General features: G+C 63.1%; 16 protein-coding genes. 7 read left to right on the top strand and 9 right to left on the bottom strand.

Annotation, left to right across the window (positions count from 1 at the left end; all coding sequences use genetic code 11):
• Nucleotides 1–127: 127 nt before the first annotated feature.
• A complete protein-coding gene (locus tag LB524_RS25685; protein ID WP_015318046.1) occupies nucleotides 128–826 on the top strand; it encodes an AIM24 family protein in 699 nt (232 codons plus the stop codon).
• Nucleotides 827–959: 133 nt separating this feature from the next.
• Here the strand turns inward: LB524_RS25685 and panC are convergent, their stop codons facing one another.
• Both panC and panB read right to left on the bottom strand, forming a co-directional pair.
• Complete coding sequence (gene panC, locus LB524_RS25680) at nucleotides 960–1,811, bottom strand: pantoate--beta-alanine ligase (RefSeq protein WP_224531082.1); 852 nt, start codon at nucleotides 1,809–1,811, stop codon at nucleotides 960–962.
• A complete protein-coding gene (gene panB / locus LB524_RS25675) occupies nucleotides 1,808–2,650 on the bottom strand; it encodes a 3-methyl-2-oxobutanoate hydroxymethyltransferase (RefSeq protein ID WP_140616929.1) in 843 nt (280 codons plus the stop codon). The genes panC and panB overlap by 4 nt, the downstream gene beginning before the upstream one ends.
• 228 nt (nucleotides 2,651–2,878) lie before the next feature.
• Between panB and LB524_RS25670 the strand changes: the two genes are divergently transcribed.
• The 3 genes from LB524_RS25670 to LB524_RS25660 all read left to right on the top strand — a co-directional run bounded on the left by LB524_RS25670 (nucleotide 2,879) and on the right by LB524_RS25660 (nucleotide 4,465).
• Nucleotides 2,879–3,277: an NADH:ubiquinone oxidoreductase subunit NDUFA12 gene (locus tag LB524_RS25670; RefSeq protein WP_015318043.1), complete on the top strand. Its 399-nt coding sequence runs from the start codon at nucleotides 2,879–2,881 to the stop codon at nucleotides 3,275–3,277.
• Nucleotides 3,278–3,415: 138 nt separating this feature from the next.
• Nucleotides 3,416–4,018, top strand: a complete 603-nt coding sequence (locus LB524_RS25665; protein ID WP_224531081.1) for a DUF2155 domain-containing protein — start codon at nucleotides 3,416–3,418, stop codon at nucleotides 4,016–4,018.
• Nucleotides 4,019–4,081: 63 nt separating this feature from the next.
• Nucleotides 4,082–4,465 (top strand): hypothetical protein, encoded by a 384-nt coding sequence (locus LB524_RS25660; protein WP_140616926.1) that lies wholly within the window; start codon nucleotides 4,082–4,084, stop codon nucleotides 4,463–4,465.
• A 9-nt stretch (nucleotides 4,466–4,474) separates the two neighbouring features.
• On the opposite strand, the gene aat is transcribed toward LB524_RS25660, so the two are convergent.
• The 6 genes from aat to LB524_RS25630 all read right to left on the bottom strand — a co-directional run bounded on the left by aat (nucleotide 4,475) and on the right by LB524_RS25630 (nucleotide 9,832).
• Nucleotides 4,475–5,092, bottom strand: a complete 618-nt coding sequence (gene aat / locus LB524_RS25655) for a leucyl/phenylalanyl-tRNA--protein transferase (RefSeq protein WP_140616925.1) — start codon at nucleotides 5,090–5,092, stop codon at nucleotides 4,475–4,477.
• Between the two features lie 26 nt (nucleotides 5,093–5,118).
• A complete protein-coding gene (gene accC / locus LB524_RS25650; protein WP_015318039.1) occupies nucleotides 5,119–6,462 on the bottom strand; it encodes an acetyl-CoA carboxylase biotin carboxylase subunit in 1,344 nt (447 codons plus the stop codon).
• A 10-nt stretch (nucleotides 6,463–6,472) separates the two neighbouring features.
• On the bottom strand, nucleotides 6,473–6,925 hold the full coding sequence (gene accB / locus LB524_RS25645) for an acetyl-CoA carboxylase biotin carboxyl carrier protein (protein WP_015318038.1): 453 nt from the start codon (nucleotides 6,923–6,925) through the stop codon (nucleotides 6,473–6,475).
• Between the two features lie 26 nt (nucleotides 6,926–6,951).
• Nucleotides 6,952–7,386, bottom strand: a complete 435-nt coding sequence (gene aroQ / locus LB524_RS25640; protein ID WP_015318037.1) for a type II 3-dehydroquinate dehydratase — start codon at nucleotides 7,384–7,386, stop codon at nucleotides 6,952–6,954.
• Between the two features lie 145 nt (nucleotides 7,387–7,531).
• Nucleotides 7,532–8,368, bottom strand: a complete 837-nt coding sequence (locus LB524_RS25635) for a DsbA family protein (RefSeq protein ID WP_224531080.1) — start codon at nucleotides 8,366–8,368, stop codon at nucleotides 7,532–7,534.
• A 69-nt stretch (nucleotides 8,369–8,437) separates the two neighbouring features.
• Nucleotides 8,438–9,832 (bottom strand): M48 family metalloprotease, encoded by a 1,395-nt coding sequence (locus LB524_RS25630; protein ID WP_224531079.1) that lies wholly within the window; start codon nucleotides 9,830–9,832, stop codon nucleotides 8,438–8,440.
• A 147-nt stretch (nucleotides 9,833–9,979) separates the two neighbouring features.
• Here LB524_RS25630 and LB524_RS25625 point away from each other — a divergent pair, with 147 nt between their 5' ends.
• Both LB524_RS25625 and LB524_RS25620 read left to right on the top strand, forming a co-directional pair.
• Nucleotides 9,980–11,128, top strand: coding sequence for a pyridoxal phosphate-dependent aminotransferase (locus LB524_RS25625; RefSeq protein WP_140665505.1), 1,149 nt, complete (start codon nucleotides 9,980–9,982; stop codon nucleotides 11,126–11,128).
• Nucleotides 11,129–11,132: 4 nt separating this feature from the next.
• Nucleotides 11,133–12,080, top strand: a complete 948-nt coding sequence (locus LB524_RS25620; protein WP_015318033.1) for a glutaminase — start codon at nucleotides 11,133–11,135, stop codon at nucleotides 12,078–12,080.
• 93 nt (nucleotides 12,081–12,173) lie between these two features.
• On the opposite strand, the gene LB524_RS25615 is transcribed toward LB524_RS25620, so the two are convergent.
• Nucleotides 12,174–15,128: a ribonuclease E/G gene (locus LB524_RS25615; protein WP_224531078.1), complete on the bottom strand. Its 2,955-nt coding sequence runs from the start codon at nucleotides 15,126–15,128 to the stop codon at nucleotides 12,174–12,176.
• Nucleotides 15,129–15,778: 650 nt separating this feature from the next.
• Between LB524_RS25615 and LB524_RS25610 the strand changes: the two genes are divergently transcribed.
• A complete protein-coding gene (locus tag LB524_RS25610; RefSeq protein WP_015318031.1) occupies nucleotides 15,779–17,056 on the top strand; it encodes an N-acetylmuramoyl-L-alanine amidase in 1,278 nt (425 codons plus the stop codon).
• Nucleotides 17,057–17,059: the final 3 nt, after the last annotated feature.

The raw sequence follows: 17,059 nt of genomic DNA, 5'->3' as shown, positions 1-17,059 counted from the left end.
CTTCGCGCGAGCGCGCGTCGCGGGATCTGTTTTCGTTTGACGGCCCTGGTGTCCGGCACCAAAGCTGCCTAGGCCGACCCGTGTGAAGCCGGAATAAACCGACACAAGGATGGCTTTGGGGGGAACCATGCCAAGTCTGCCGGAACTGATGCCGACCGAGGTGTCGGATGAAACCTTTGGTGGCGTCACCTATCACATAGCGGGCGAACTGGTGCCCGTGCTTTCCGTCGATGTGACGCGGATGCCTGTCTATTTCGAGCACCACATCCTGCTGTGGAAGAATTCCACAATCACCATCGGCCTGAAATCGCTGAAGGGCGCGCTGAAGCGCATGATGGCCGGCATGCAGATCTTCGTCACCGAGGCGTCGGGGGCGGGCATCATCGCCTTCAGCCGTGATGGGCCGGGTCACATCGTGCCGATTCACCTGCGGCGAGGCGAGGAGATCCAGGTCCGCGAGCACCAGTTTCTAGCCGCCACCAGCAATGTCGACTACACGTTCGAGCGTGTACGCGGCCTGGCGACGATGCTGTTCGGCCAGAGCGGCTTCTTCATCGACCGGTTTCGCGGCGATACCGGTGACGGCATCGTCTGGCTGCACGGCTATGGCAACGTTTTTGAAAAGACGCTCGCTCCGGGCGAGATCATAGACATCGAGCCCGGCGGCTGGCTGTTCAAGGATGCCTCGGTCAGGATGGAGACCAAGATCGACCGGCTGTCGAGCGGCTTCTTCGGTGCCAACTTGAATTTCATCGTCAACCGCTTCACCGGGCCGGGCAGGGTCGGCATCCAGTCGATGTACCTGCATATGCCGACCGAGGAATAGGCTGGGAGCCAGAAGCCAGACGGATGAAGCCTGGCCAGAGCGAACGCGGCGGTGACTTGTCAGCGGATCGCCTCCCCGTGCCTTGGCATCGGCAGCGGCGGGCCTTCGACTTGATCGAGAGTACGAACGCCGATCAGGCAGTAGGAACTTCCACATTGTCGATCAGCCTGGTTTTTCCCAGCCAGGCGGCGGCGAGAACGCGGCCCGCGCGGTCGCGCCGCCATGGCGTGAGTGTCAGGCTGTCGCGGGCCTCGACATAATCCACCGCCTGGAAGCCGGTCGCGACCAAGACGCGGCCTGCTTCGGCGATCGTTTCCTCCTGTCCTGCGCCCGCCGCCAGCGCGGCAGCTGCCTTGCGCAGAATGACGTTGAATTGGCGAGCGATCTGGAGTTCGGCTTCATCGAGATAGGCGTTGCGTGACGACATGGCGAGGCCATGCGCGTCGCGTATGGTCGGCGCGCCGATGATCTCGACAGGCAGGTCGAGGTCGCGGCAAAGCTGCCTGACGACGCAAAGCTGCTGGTAATCCTTTTCGCCAAAGATGGCGAAGTCGGGTGCGGCCTGCAGGAGAAGCTTGGCCACCACCGTGGCGACGCCGTCGAAAAAGGTAGGGCGAAAGTCCGTTTCGAGCCCGGCTGACGGGCCGCCTACCGAGATCTTCGTGGCAAAGCCTGCGCGATACATCTCGCTGACACCGGGCGTGAAGGCAAGGTCGGTTTTGACTGCGGCCAGCATGTCGAGGTCGCGGGCCAACTGGCGCGGGTACTTGTCGAGATCCTCGGTCGGTGCGAACTGCGTCGGGTTGACGAAGATCGACACCACGCAACGATCAGCCCTTTCGAGGGCGATCTTGACCAGCGAAAGATGCCCGTCATGCAAGGCGCCCATGGTCGGCACCATGGCGATGCGTTGTCCGTCGCGCCGCCAGTCGCGGATTCGCGCGCGAAGCGCGGCAACGCTGTCGACGACGTGGGGCCGGCTCACGCGTCATCCCCGCCGTTGGTTTTTGAAAAGACGTGGGCGGGCCCGGGGAAAACGCGATCCCGCACCTCCGATGCGTAGCGCTCCGCGGCATGCGTGATCACGCTGCGCAGGTCGGCGTATTGCTTGACGAATTTCGGCACGCGGTCGACGGTCAGCCCGACCATGTCGTCGACGACCAGGATCTGGCCGTCGCAATCGTCGCTGGCGCCGATGCCGATGGTTGGAATGGCTATGCGGCGGGTGATGTCGGCGGCGACCGTCTCGATCGTGCCTTCGATGACCACCGAGAACGCGCCGGCCTTCTCGACCGCCAGCGCGTCGGCGATCAGGGCGGCTACAGTCTCGTCCGTGCGGCCCTTGATCTTGTAGCCGCCATCCTTTTTCACCGATTGAGGCTGCAGGCCGATATGGCCCATGACCGGGATATCGGCGGCCACGATCGCGGCAATCTGACGAGCCATGTCGACGCCGCCTTCGAGCTTCACCGCCTGGCAGCCGGTCTCGCCCACGATGCGCCGTGCCGAGGCCAGGGCTTGCACGGCGGACCCCTCATAGCTGCCGGCCGGCATGTCGACGACCACGCAGGCCCGGGCCGAGCCCCTCATCACGGCTTGGCCGTGCGCGATCATCATCTCCAGAGAGGCGCCCAGCGTCGTCTCGTGGCCATGCAGGACCATGGCGACGCTGTCGCCGACCAGGAGCAGGTCGACATGGGGATCGAGCAGGCGGGCGATCGGATAGGTGTAGGCGGTGAGGCAGACGATCGGCGTGCCGCCCTTGCGGCGGCGAATCAGGTCGGCGCCGACGCGAATATCGGTGGTCGGCAATTGCGTGGCCAATCGTCGCCTCCTTCAGCCCCAGCGGGACAGGATTTTCGCATGGGCGCGCAGAGCTTTAGAAAGAGCGGCAAGGCTTGGCAAGCGCGCATCCGGTCACCCCCGGGGATCACAGGCTGGTGTCGGGTCCCTGGCGCGCCATTTGCGCGCTCCTCGTGGCAAAACCCTTGCCTTCCCGAAGGCCTGACGCCATAAGCAGGAAACGGGCGCCGCCAGCGCGAGGGTTCTGAGATGAAGACTTTCCTGACGCAGTTTTTCACCTGGTGGAACAGCCAGACGCTGGGAACGCGCCTGCACACATGGCGCTACGGCAAGAGGGTCGGCCAGGACGAGGCCGGCAATGTCTATTACGAAGGCGGTATCGATTCGGAAGGCCGCACGCGTCGCTGGGTCATCTACCGCAACTATTCGGAAGCTTCGGCCATTCCGCCGGGCTGGCACGGCTGGATTCACCATCGTGTCGATATCGCTCCCCCCAGCGATGACTACCGGCCGCGCGACTGGCAAAAGCCGCATTTACCCAATCTGACCGGCACGCCATCGGCCTATCGTCCGAAGGGCTCGGTGCTGACCAATCAACACCGCCCGCAGGTCACCGGCGACTACGACGCCTGGACGCCGGGCTCGTAACGGCGCGAGTTGCAAAGGTAAGGTGCAGGCCGGTCCTTTATCGCCACAATTGGTGTTTAGCTGCTTGCTGATCAGAAAACGGCGACTAGCCTTGGCGATCGACGGAATCACCTGGGCGCGAACCACCGGTACCCCTGCATGAGCTTTTTCAACCCGACATTGACGGGCGGCCTGACGTTAGCAGCCAGCCTCGCCGTCAGCACCATCGCCTTTGCGGCTTCACCCGCACCCGCTCCCGCCGCCCCGGCGCCGGCGGCGCCCTCGGGATCGGATCGCATCACCAACCCGGTCGCCGAGTTCGCCGGCATCGACAAGATCACCGGCCGCATCATCACCTTCGATGTCTATATCGACGAGACGGTGCAGTTCGGCGCCCTGCAGGTCACGCCGCGCGTCTGCTATTCCCGGCCGCAGAACGAACAGCCGAAAACCGATTCTTTCGTCGAGGTCGACGAGATCACGCTCGACCGCAAGATCCGCCGTATCTTTACCGGTTGGATGTTTGCGGAAAGTCCGGGGCTCAACGCCGTCGAACATGCCGTCTATGACGTCTGGCTGAAGGAATGCAAGCAGAAGTCGGATGTGCCGGCGCCCGATGCTGGCAAGAGTGGCTCGACCAAGGCCGATGGGGCGAAAGCCGACGCGTCGAAGCCAGACGCGACCAAGCCAAAGCCCCCGGTCGCTCCCGACGCGGCACAGCCCGACGACGCCGTGGAACCGGCTACGACGGACACCAACTGATCTCTTGGAACCGCCATGGCTGGCGCGCGTTGGACCACCACCACGCGCGTTGAGGATACGCCAATGTCGGACAGCAAGCGGATCATGGCCAACAAGGCCGAGTTGCTGGAGCTCGAAAAGGGGTTCTGGACGGGCGACACTGCCTACTATGCTGCCAATGTCGACACCGAATGCCTTGTGGCGTTTCCACAGATGGCACAGGCCATGGACAATGCCGATCTGGCCAAGACCGCAGCCAAACCCAACCGCTGGCGCGACCTCGACATCGAACTCAAGGGAATAATCGAACCCGGCAGCGATATCGTCATGCTGACCTATGAAGCGCATGCGACGCGCGAAAATGGCGAGCCCTATGCGGCGCTGGTCAGCACCGGCTACGTCCATCGCGTCAATGGCTGGAAGATGATGTTCCATGCGCAGACGCCGATCGAGGCGTCGCCCAAGTAGGGCCTGATCCTACGGAAAAAAGACCGCTTCGCCTTTTAGCGCGTCTGCCAGCATCTTTTCGTATTTGCCGCGCGGCACGTCGACCGCGCCGAAACGCTTGAGGTGCTCTGTCGTGAACTGCGTATCGAGCAGCGCGAAGCCGCGTGCCTTCAGGCGCTCGACGAGATGCACTAGGCAGGTCTTCGACGCGTCCGTCTCTTTGGAAAACATGCTTTCGCCGAAGAACACCCGCCCGAGCGAGACGCCATAGAGGCCGCCGACCATACGCCCCTCGCGCCAGGCCTCGACCGAGTGGCAATGACCCATGCGGTGCAGTTGCACATAGGCTTCGCGGATCGGCGCATTGATCCAGGTAGAGCGGCGCTCCTCACGCTTTTCGGCGCAGCCATCGATCGTCGCCTCGAAATCGAAATCGAAACGGATTTCGAACAGGTGCCTGCGGATCGTCTTCTTCAGGCTTTTGGGGGTGTGAAAATCATCGAGCGGGATGATGCCGCGCGTCTCCGGCCGCACCCAGAAGACTTCTGGGTCACCAGCACTTTCGGCCATGGGGAAGACGCCCGAGGCGTATGCCTTGAGCAGAAGGTCGGTTGGGATGCGATAGCCTGGCGCGTAGGGACGGGTCATCGCGTCATTATAGCGGCAAGTTGAGGCTATTCGCCCTTGGCCAGATATTTTTCCAGCCAGTGGATGTCGTAGTCGCCATTGGCGATGTCGGCATTGCCGACGAGATCGCGAAACAGTGGCAACGTCGTCTTGATCCCGTCGACGACGAATTCGTCGAGTGCCCGCCGCAGCCGCATCATGCATTCGACGCGGTTGCGGCCATGCACGATCAGCTTGCCGATCAGGCTGTCATAGTAGGGTGGGATCTTGTAGCCCGAATAGACGCCGGAATCGACGCGGATGCCGAGGCCGCCCGGCGTGTGAAAATGCGTGATCGTGCCGGGCGAGGGAGTGAAAGTGCGGGGATCCTCGGCGTTGATACGGCATTCGATGGCGTGGCCGTTGAACTTGATGTCTTCCTGCTTGACCGAAAGGCCGCCGCCGGACGCGACGCGGATCTGCTCGTGGACCAGATCGATGCCGGTGATCGCTTCCGTCACCGGATGCTCGACCTGCAGGCGCGTGTTCATCTCGATGAAATAGAACTCGCCGTTCTCGTACAGGAACTCGATGGTGCCGGCGCCCGAATAGCCGAGATCGGCGATCGCCTTGGCGCAGATACCGCCGATGCGGGACCGCTCCTCGGCGTTGAGCGCCGGCGAATTGGCCTCTTCCCAGACTTTCTGGTGGCGCCGCTGCAGCGAGCAGTCGCGCTCGCCGAAATGCACGCCGCCGCCGAAGCCGTCGCCAAACACCTGCACCTCGATGTGGCGCGGTTTCTCCAGGTATTTCTCGATGTAGACCGCGTCGTCGCCGAAGGCCGCGCCCGCTTCCGAGCGTGCCGTCTGCAGTGCGATTTCGAGGTCTGCCTCCGTATGCGCTACTTTCATGCCGCGTCCGCCGCCGCCGGCCGACGCCTTGATGATGACGGGATAGCCAATCTCGGCGGCGATGCGCCTGGCTTCTTTTTCCTCGGTCACCGCACCGTCGGAACCGGGCACAACCGGAATGCCGAGGCGTTTTGCCGTGCGCTTGGCCTCGATCTTGTCGCCCATGATGCGGATGTGGTCGCCGGACGGGCCGATGAAGGTGATGTTGTGCGCCGCCAAAATGTCGGCGAACTTGGCGTTCTCCGACAGGAAGCCATAGCCCGGATGCACGGCGTCGGCGCCGGTGATCTCACAGGCCGCGACGATCTGGTGGATGTTGAGATAGCTGTCGCGCGACGGCGGCGGACCGATGCACACGCTTTCGTCGGCGAGCCTGACATGCATGGCGTCAGCGTCGGCGGTCGAATGCACCACCACCGTCTGGATGCCAAGCTCCTTGCAGGCGCGCAGCACCCGGAGCGCGATTTCGCCGCGATTGGCGATGAGGATCTTCTGGAACATCAGGTCCGCTCTACTCGATCACGACGAGCGGCATGCCGTATTCCACCGGCGTAGCGTCCTCGAACAGGATCGCCGTCACCGTGCCCGCGCGCGGCGAGGGGATCTGGTTCATCGTCTTCATCGCCTCGATGATCAGCAGCGTCTGGCCTTCCTTGATCTTCTGGCCGACCTCGATGAACGGCTTTGCGTCCGGCGACGGCGCCAGATAGGCGGTGCCGACCATGGGCGAGGTCACCGCGTTTTTCGACACGTCGACCGCCGCCGGGGCGGCCGCGGGCTGGGTTGCCGTTGGTGCATAGGTGGGCTGCGGGGCCGCAATCGCGTGAACGGCGGGCGCCTGCCGCGACACCCGTACCTTCAGGTCGCCGAGTTCCACCTCGATCTCTGTCAGGTTGGTGTCGTTCAGTATGCCCGCCAGATCGCGGATCAGTTGCTGGTCAACACCGGTCTTCTTTATCGACATTTTCGAGCCTTCTGTTTGTTGGCCGGTCATAGGCGTGCGGCGAGCGCTTGCAGCGCCAGCGTGTAGCCGAGCGGCCCAAAGCCACAGATCATGCCGACAGCGACCGGCGCGACCATGGAGACGTGGCGGAACGGTTCCCGCGCGTGAATGTTGGAAAGGTGAACTTCGGCAACCGGCAATGGCGCGATCGAACGGATGGCGTCGTGGATTGCGATCGAGGTATGGCTATAGGCGCCTGGGTTGATGACGATGCCGGCGGCTTTGTCGCCGGCCTCCTGGATCCAGTCGACGAGATCGCCCTCATGGTTCGACTGACGGAAATCGATCTCGATCCCAAGCGACGCACCTGCCTGCTTGCAGTCGTCAGCGATGGCGGCAAGCGTCTTGCCGCCATAGATGCCCGGCTCGCGCTTGCCGAGTGCGTTGAGATTGGGACCGTTCAGGACAAAAACCGTTTTCAAAAAAACCGACCTTTTCCGGCGCCGGCATCAAGCCGGCGCGCTGGGCCTCTATACCGGGCATAGTCGCCCGCGGAAAGAGCGCAAGTGCGTTCTTTCACTGTCCACAACAGGCCGAAATGCGCCCGTGAAGAAAACCGCTTGCCGCTCAAAGCGCGGCTTTCGCCGCCTCGATCTTTTCGGCAAGCACTTCCTGCCCGAGCGCCCCGAACACGACCTCGTTGCCGACGACGTAGGACGGGGTTCCGGTGATCTGCAGTTTGTTGGCAAGATCGTAAGTTTTGGTGAAGGCCTCGGTGATCGATGGGTCCTTCATCTTCTCGTGCAATGTCGCCTCGTCGGCGCCGAGCGAAAGCGCGATCTTGATCGCGGTTGCCTCGGTGGCGCGCCCCTGGCCGCCGAGCAACGCATTGTGGAACTCGCCGTATTTCTCCGGCATCATCAGGTGAAACGCCATCGAGACGACGCTCGCCTTCTGCGAATCCGGGCCGAGGATCGGGAATTCCTTGAGCACGAAACGCAGGTCCGGATCGGACTTGGTAAGCGCCCGCATGTCCTCGATGGCGCGTTTGCAGAAGCCGCAATTGTAGTCGTAGAATTCGACGATCGTGACCTTGCCGTTCGGGTTGCCGACAACGCCGTCGAAGGTGGAATTGAAGATCTGGTCCTTGGCGTTCTTGATGACGCCGAGTGCCGCTAGCCGCTGTTCCTCTTTCTGCTTGGCCTCGAGCGCGTCCTGCACTTCCAGCAGCACTTCCGGATTCTTCAGGAGATAGTCGCGGATGATTCCCTCGACCTCGGTGCGGTCGATTTTGGTATCGGGCGCCGTCTGGACAGGCTGCGCCGTCTGGACAGGCTGAGCCGTCTGGACAGCCTGTGCCGTTCCGGCCTTCGCAACCTGCGGACTGCCGGCCACGAAACCGAAAGCCAGCATGGCAAGGGCGACCGCAACCCCCGTGGTGCCCAGCAGCAGTGCCTTTTTCATCGTTGTCGTTCCTTCTGCCTGTTTTCCGGTCTGGCTGTGTCGCAGCACGCGGCCGGAAGGTTCATGAGATTACTGGCTCTTGCCTGACGATTTGTAGTTTATGATGTCCTGGGCGCGTATCCAGCGCGGCTCGCCGCGCTTCATCTGCTGTTGCGCCCGCATGGCGAAGATCTTGGCATCCTTGTAGTTGCCGGAATAGAAATGGCCTTCGGCGGTGGCAAGCTCCGCGCCCGGTATGTCTCCCAGCTCCCCATAAGCCTGCGCCAGATAGCGATATCCGGTGGAGTTTTCCTTGTCGCGGCCCAGGCCATTGTTGATCTGCACGACAGCTTTCTTGAGCGAGTCGGGCGTGCCGACCGCCATCAGCGCCTGGCCAAGCGAGACAGGCAACAGGCCGGACCGTGCCGGGTCGAGGCTGACCGCCTTGGAATAAGCGTCGGCCGCATCCGCGGGCTTGTTGGCTTTCATAAGAATATCGCCGAGCAGCTCCTGGAAGTAGGCATTCTTGGGCTGCGCCTTGATCAGGGCGTTGGTCTTGGTGAGCGCCGCGGCGATGTTGCCGTAGAGATAGGCCGACTGGGCATCGCCATACAGCGCCGCCATGCTGCCCCGCATCTTTTGCATCAGCCGCGTCGCGGCGGCCTGGCCTTCCATGTAGACGGCAATCTTCACCCGCATCATGTCGTGGCGCTGCTGCAGTGCCGGCGCGTCGATCTTGTCGATGTTGGGGCTCTGTTTGACCAGCACCTCGAGGTTGGCGATGCGGTCCTGCGGCATCGGGTGGCTGATCCGGTAGGGATCGACCTGCGCGCCCGACAGCGACAGCGCGGTCTGGAAGCGGTGGAAGGTCTTCAGCATGCCCATGCCGGACTGGCCGGTGGCATTGAGATAGGTGATGGCCGAGCGGTCGGCCGTGATTTCCTCGGTGCGCTGGTAGGCGAGGATGCTGCGCTGCGCCATCTCGCCGCCGCCGGCCGCCACGCCCATGCCGGCGCCGGCAAGGCCGCGGCTGTTCGTGGTCGCACCGGCAACGATCGCGCCGGCACCGAGCAAGGTGGCGATGATGGCCATGGTCTTGGCGCGTTCGAGCTGGTCGCGCAGTTTCTGCTGGTGGCCGCCGGCGATATGCCCGGCTTCGTGTGCGATGACGCCGATGATTTCGTTCGGCGTCTCAGCCGTCATCAACGCGCCGGTGTTGATGAACAACCGGCGCCCGGTGACGAAGGCGTTGAAGCTGGAATCGTTGACCAGCACGATGTCGATGCCGTCATTCGCCAGCCCGGCGGCCCTGAAGATCGGCCGTGCATAATCGCGCACCAGGGCTTCGATCTCGGCGTCGCGGACCACTGGCACGCCTTGGGCGAAGGCGGTCTGCGAACCGGCAACCGCAACTGCGGCGGCAAGCGAAACCGTCGCGAAGACACGCGCTGCCCGGGCAATCGTCGATCTGGGTCGGCTCAACATAATGTGTCCACTGGTAGACGAGCGGGCGAAAGATGAAAAGTCGGCGCCTGAAAAACTTCCTCAACTTGTGATCCTCACATCAATCGGGCATTTGTGCGGCGCATGCGTCAGGACCTGGCGCGCTCAATCCTGGGGACAGGGGTAAAAATGGTCGTTTCGCTCTCCCATCGCGGCAATGTCGAGCCGTTCCACGCCATGGATGTGCTGGCCGAAGCGAACCGGCTGAGGGCTCAGGGCGTGCCGGTGATTTCCATGGCGGTCGGCCAGCCATCCGATCCAGCGCCCGTACGGGTTCGCGCCGCCGCCGCCAAGGCGCTGGAGGTTGGACGCATAGGCTATACCGACACCTTGGGTCTGGCCCCGCTGCGCAAGGCGATCGCCGGGCATTACGCGGATCATTATGGCCTCGATGTCGACCCCGGCCGGATCGCGGTGACCACCGGATCGTCGGCGGCCTTCAATCTCGCCTTCCTGGCGATGTTCGACCCGGGCGACCGGGTCGCCATCGCCGCGCCCGGCTACCCCGCCTATCGCAACATCATGGCAGCCCTTGGCATCGACGTGGTCGAAATCGAGCTCGGCGACGCGGCTTATCTGCATGCTAGCCATCTGGAAGCCGCGCATCGCGAGGCGCCGCTGAAGGGCGTGCTGTTTGCAAGTCCGGCCAATCCGACGGGCGCCGTCATCCCAGTCGACGAACTGGCGACGCTGGTCGCCACGGCGGAATCGCTCGGCATCGCCGTCATTTCCGATGAGATCTACCATCGGCTGGCCTATGGCGCCCCCGACACCACGGCACTCGCCTTCAGCGGCAGCGTGACGGTTATCAACTCCTTCTCGAAATACTACTGCATGACCGGCTGGCGCATCGGCTGGATGGTTTTGCCGGAAGAACTCGTGCGGCCGGTCGAGCGCATCGCCCAGAGCCTCTACATCTCGCCGCCGGAGCTGTCGCAGATTGCGGCGATCGAGGCTTTTGCCGCAACCGAGGAACTGGAGGCGGTGAAGGGACGCTATGCCTGGAATCGCGAGCTCTTGATGAAGCGTTTGCCGGAGCTGGGTTTTCCCCTGGCGGCGCCCATGGATGGCGCCTTCTATGCCTTTTGCGATGTCACCCGGCACAGCAATGACAGCATGGTCTTCGCCCGCAGGATGCTGGCCGAGGCGCATGTTGCAGCGACACCCGGCCGCGATTTCGACACCAGGGCGGGGCATCTCACGATGCGGTTTTCCTATGCTGGCAGCCACGACGACATGGTCGAGGCGATGGCGCACATCGAACGCTGGTTGAGGTAGCGTCATGCCGGAAGTCGAACAGGCCCCCAAACTTGATCAAGCATTGGCGGAAGTCGCGGCGGAAATGGCGGAACGCACCGATCGCGGCGATGTGGCGACCTATATTCCCCAACTGGGCAAGGTCGACCCGAAGAAATTCGGCATCGCGGCCGTTACCAATGATGGCCGCACGCTCGTGGCCGGCGATGCCGACCAGGCGTTTTCGATCCAGAGCATCTCGAAGGTGTTCACGCTGACGCTGGCGCTCGGCAATGTCGGCGATGCGCTGTGGAAGCGGGTGGGGCGCGAGCCCTCCGGCAACCCGTTCAACTCGATTGTCCAGCTCGAGCATGAGAACGGCATTCCGCGCAATCCGTTCATCAATGCCGGTGCCATCGTCATTTCCGACATCCTGCTTGCCGGTCACCAGCCGCGCGAGGCGATCGGCGAGATACTGCGCTTCATCCAGTTCCTCGCCGACGACGAGACGATCATCATCGACCGCGAGGTCGCGGCTTCCGAACGTGCCACTGGCTACCGCAACTTCGCGCTCGCCAATTACATGAAATCCTTCGGCAATCTCCATCATGCACCGGAACTGGCGCTGGGCGTCTACTTCCACCATTGCGCCATTGCCATGAGCTGCCGGCAATTGGCAATGGCCGGCCGCTTCCTCGCCAATGGCGGCAAGAACCCGGCGACCGGGCATTCCGTGGTGTCGGCGGAGCGGGCGCGGCGCATCGGCGCCATGATGCTGACCTGCGGCCACTATGACGGCTCTGGCGATTTTGCTTTCCGCGTCGGCATCCCCGGCAAGAGCGGCGTCGGCGGCGGCATATTGGGCATCGTGCCGGGTGTCGCCTCGCTCGCCGTCTGGTCGCCCGGCCTCAACGCCAACGGCAATTCCAAGCTGGGGTCGATCGCGCTGGAAAAGCTCGCCAGGATGATGAACTGGTCGATCTTCGCGCCGTAGAAACGTGACCTGCCGATAAGAAAAATCCCGCGCCGTTCATTTCGATCGGCGCGGGATTTTTTGTCAAAGATTCAATTCAACGATTTGAAAAGCTTAGAAAAAGCCTTTCCGCTGCCACCAGCCGGCACGCTTCGGCTTTTCTTCGGTCTTGACTTCAGGCTCATCGGCGACGGTCGAGGAAACCACCGGTACGACAGGCGTATCAGCGGCTGCCGCCTTGCGGCGCGATGGCCGGGCCTTCGGCGTCTCCTCGGCGGCCGCTGCCTCGTCCGATGCCGTGGCTGGCGTTTCGGCCGGTGCCTGCACGGCCAGGTCCGCGGTCGGCTCCTCGGCGACGGCTTCGGCGGCCGCCTTCTTCGGCTTGGCTGCGCGACGCGGTTTCTTGGGCTTCTCGGTGCTTGGCACCTCGTCGCTCAAGGTAGCCGCGGGTTGTTCGACGGCGGTGGCAGCCACCGGCTCGATCGACACAGGCTCGCTTAGCGAAGCATCAGCTTCGGCGGGCTCGGTCGTTTCGCCGGCTTCCGCCTCGGTCTCGCCTTCACCGTCTTCGCGACGGTTGCGCTTGCCGCCGCGCTTGCCGCGCCGACGCTTCTTGCCCTGGCCATCGTCGGACGCTTCCGCCGTTTCGACGGTCTCGGTTGCGGCGACCGCAGCCTCGTCGTCTACCTCGGCATCGCCATGGTCCGCCGCGCCTTCCGACGCGGAGAAACCGTCATCGGACGTGGCGAGGGAAGCGCCGTCGGTTGGGGCGCCATGCTCGCGGTCGCGGTCCTTGCCGCCACGCCGCCTGCGGCGCTTGCGGCGTTTGCGATCGCGGCCTTCGCCGTCCTCGCCGGATTTGGGCTGCTGATGCTGCGGCTGTTGGGCGTGGCGCGGCTGTTCGGCCTGGGCCGGCGCCTCGTCTTCCTCCTCGGCGACGATGATCTCGTCCTCGGGCTCTTCCGGCTCGACATAGGCCGGCAGGCTGCGCACCTCGACGAAACCTTCCGGCTTTTCGGCCAGCGCGCCGCGGAAGATCGCGTAGTGCTGGGCACCGACCGCATCGTCTGCCTCGATGGTGATCGTCAGGCCGAAGCGGCTTTCCAGTTCCACCAGCGTGCCGCGCTTGTGGTTGAGCACGTAGAGCGCGGTCGCGGCCGGCGTGCGCACCGTGATGTGGCTTCGCGAGTCCTTGAGCAGGAACTCCTCGATTGCCCGTACCACCATCAGCGCCACCGACGAATCGGACCTGACATGGCCGGTGCCGCCGCAATGCGGGCACGGCTTCATGGTCGATTCCAGCACGCTGGCGCGGATGCGCTGACGCGACATCTCCATCAGGCCGAAATGCGAGATGCGGCCGACCTGAATGCGAGCACGATCGTTCTTGAGGTGATCCTTCAGCCGCTTCTCGACGGAGCGGTTGTTGCGGTTCTCCTCCATGTCGATGAAGTCGATGACGATCAGGCCGGCAAGGTCGCGCAGCCTGAGCTGGCGGGCGACTTCCTCGGCCGCTTCCAGATTGGTGTGGAGCGCGGTGTCCTCGATCGAGTGCTCCTTGGTGGAACGGCCCGAATTGACGTCGATGGCGACCAGCGCTTCGGTCTGGTTGATGATGATGTAGCCGCCGCTCTTCAGCGTCACTTGCGGCTGCAGCATGCGGTCGAGCTGCGCCTCGATGCCGTTGCGCACGAAGATCGGCGTCGTGTCGCGGAACGGCTGAACCACCTTGGCGTGGCTCGGCATCAGCATGCGCATGAAATCCTTGGCCTCGCGATAGCCCTCTTCGCCCGAGACGAGAATCTCGTCGATGTCCTTGTTGTAGAGGTCGCGCACCGAGCGCTTGATCAGGCTGCCTTCCTCATAGACAAGGGCAGGGGCCGTGGACTGGAGCGTGAGATTGCGCACGTTCTCCCACAGCCGCATCAGATATTCGTAGTCGCGCTTGATCTCAGCCTTGGTGCGGCTCTCGCCGGCGGTGCGCAGGATGACCCCCATGCCTTGCGGCACTTCGAGATCGGCGACGACCTCCTTGAGGCGCTTGCGGTCGACCGCGCTGGTGATCTTGCGCGAAATACCGCCGCCGCGCGCCGTGTTCGGCATCAGAACGGAATAGCGGCCGGCGAGCGACAGATAGGTGGTGAGCGCCGCGCCCTTGTTGCCGCGCTCTTCCTTGACGACCTGCACCAGCAGGATCTGCCGGCGCTTGATCACTTCCTGGATCTTGTACTGGCGGCGCACCGGCTTGCGGCGATTGCGCACTTCCTCGAGCGCGTCCTCGGCGCCGACCGATTCGATCTCATGATCGTCCGGATGGGAAGAGGATACTTCCTCCAGCATGCCGCGATCATTGTCGGTGGAGGTGGCTTCGCTGCCCTGTTCGGCATGCGGGATGGGCTCGGAAATCACATCGCCTTCGACGGAGGCGGCGATCGACTTGGGAGGGCCGTCGTTGGTCTCGCCTTTATCCTGTTCGGAAGAAACCTCGTCCTGTTCGGGTGCGTCGGCGTATTCCGAGGCGTCGGATGCGTGTTCCGTGGTCCCGGAAACGTCGGCCATGTTCTCGGCGATAACGTCCGGGCCATTGTCATCCGGGCCATTGTCGTTGTTTTCGTCTGCCTCGCCGGCGGCTTCGCTTGCCTCGCCGGATTCGGCCGTGCCGGCATCGCGCCTGTTTTCACCACGGTCGCGGGGCTTGCCGCCGCGCCGGCGACCGCGCCGTCCACGATCCCGGCTCTGGCGATCGTCGCCTTCGCCGTCCTCGTTCTCTTCGTCCTCGGCCTCCTGCGCTTCCGCGCGCAGCAGTGCCTGACGGTCGGCGACCGGAATCTGGTAGTAATCGGGGTGTATTTCACTGAAGGCGAGAAAACCGTGACGGTTGCCGCCATATTCGACAAAGGCTGCCTGAAGGGAAGGTTCGACGCGCGTTACACGGGCGAGATAGATATTTCCTTTGAGCTGCTTCTTGTCCTGGGATTCAAAGTCGAATTCTTCGATACGGTTACCGCGTACGACGACTACGCGTGTTTCCTCCGGGTGGGAGGCGTCTATCAGCATTTTGTTGGGCATTATTTCGTTTCCTCCCGGCAGCCGTCAGCCGCAGCTTGCAAGGCAAAGCCCGCTGCTGCGTTTCTGGTGTGTGGGTGCCGGATGTCTGAATGTCCGCCGGACGCTGCCTGCGTGTCATGGCGGTGCCGCCCGCAGCCATATTGGCGCGGTTTGATGCGGACCTTTCCATGATTGCGCTTGAAGCCATCGTCACCAGCAGAACCTTTTGAACCAAAGCCCGGAAACCGGACCAGCTTGTTTGCTCATACAGAGCCGGCGCGGGAACAAACCCGGGCCGTTTTCCTCACGCAGGCGATTCCCCCGCCACGGGAGCACACCTGCGAAATTCGTCGCAATCACCTGAAGCCTTTTCGCGTGAAGCGAAAGGAGCCGCCTTTCATCTGACCCTGTAGCAGGAAGCTGCGGAGGAGGGCGGTTCCAGGATTGCAGTGATCCACCATCGCTTTTATGATTTGGCGGGTTGGAAGGCAACCCCGATTTCCGATGCCGGCAAAAAGCAGTTCCGTAGCGTAAGCCTGGCCCCGTCCTTGCGTGAAAAGGCTTGGTTAACCTTCTCTGGATACCAATCGTTAATCGAGCTCGCGGCCTAACCGGCATGTTGACGAAACGAACCGGCGCCTGGCGCCAAACCGGGAGCGACTGGAAGAAAGATGGGACTGGCGGACTTCACAGACAAGGGATGTCGTGTTGGCGGCCAGGTTCTCCGTGCCTTCTGTCTCCTGCTGCTGGTGGCGATTTCCCAAGTCTTTTCCCCTGTAGCCTTTTCCATGGTTGCCAATGCGGCCGACGCTCCGCTCATGGCCAAGGGCTACAAAATGGCCGGCGATGCCACCAAGATGCGCATCGTCATGGATTTCGATCGCGAGCCTGACATCAAATGGTTCCTGCTGCGCGGACCCAATCGCCTTGTCATCGATCTTGCGAACACCCGATTTGCCATCGATGCCAAGGATCTGAAGCCGCGTGGCCTGGTCAAGGGCGTGCGGCTCGGCGAGCTCGGCGAGGGCGTCTCGCGACTGATCCTCACCGGCAAGGGGCCGTTCGCCGTCGACAAGCTCGATGTGCTCAAGAACGAGGACGGAACCGGCTACCGCCTTGCCGTCGACATGTCGGCGGCCTCCGAACGTGAGTTCGACGCCGCTCTTGCCAATCAGGCGCTGACCACCGGTTCCACGGTTTCGACCGACAAGGGCGGCCGGGTCGGAACCGGGCCTGTCTCCAATCCAGGCCACCGATTCACCGTCGTTATCGACCCCGGCCACGGCGGCATAGACGGCGGTGCCGAAGGTTTGAACGGCACCATCGAGAAGAACGTCACGCTGGCCTTTGCCGCGGAGCTGCGCGACAAACTCGCGGCCGCCGGCCGATACGATGTCTTCATGACCCGGGATACCGACGAATATCTGCGCCTCGACGACCGCGTCCGCATCGCCCGCCAGCATGAAGCCGATCTGCTGATTTCGATTCATGCCGACACGATCAGCGTCAAGGGAATCCGCGGCGCCACCGTCTATACCGTTTCCGACAAGGCCTCCGATCCGGAAGCGCAGGCGCTGGCCGACCGTGAAAACCTGTCCGACCAGTTCGCCGGCATGGTCATCAAGAACGACAGCAAGGAAGTGACCGACATCCTGATCGACCTGATCCGGCGCGAGACGCACACCTTCTCGATGAGTTTTGCCCACACATTGGTCGGTCAGCTGTCGACCAGCGTCGGTCTTATCAACAATCCGCAGCGTTCGGCCGGGTTCAAGGTGCTGAAGGCCCCCGACGTGCCGTCCGTGCTGGTCGAGCTCGGCTATCTCTCCAATGCCAAGGACGAGGCGCAACTGCTTGACGCCGAGTGGCGCGGCAAGGCAGCGCAAAGCATCACCAATGCCGTGGCATTGTTCGCTTCCGCGCGTGCCGGGGCTGGAACCGGAGGTTGACAA

The organism is Mesorhizobium sp. ESP6-5 (genome assembly GCF_020164695.1).
Taxonomy (GTDB): Bacteria; Pseudomonadota; Alphaproteobacteria; order Rhizobiales; family Rhizobiaceae; genus Mesorhizobium; species Mesorhizobium australicum.
Note: the sequence above shows the minus strand (reverse complement) of the source record. Positions and strands in the feature narration are given on the sequence as shown.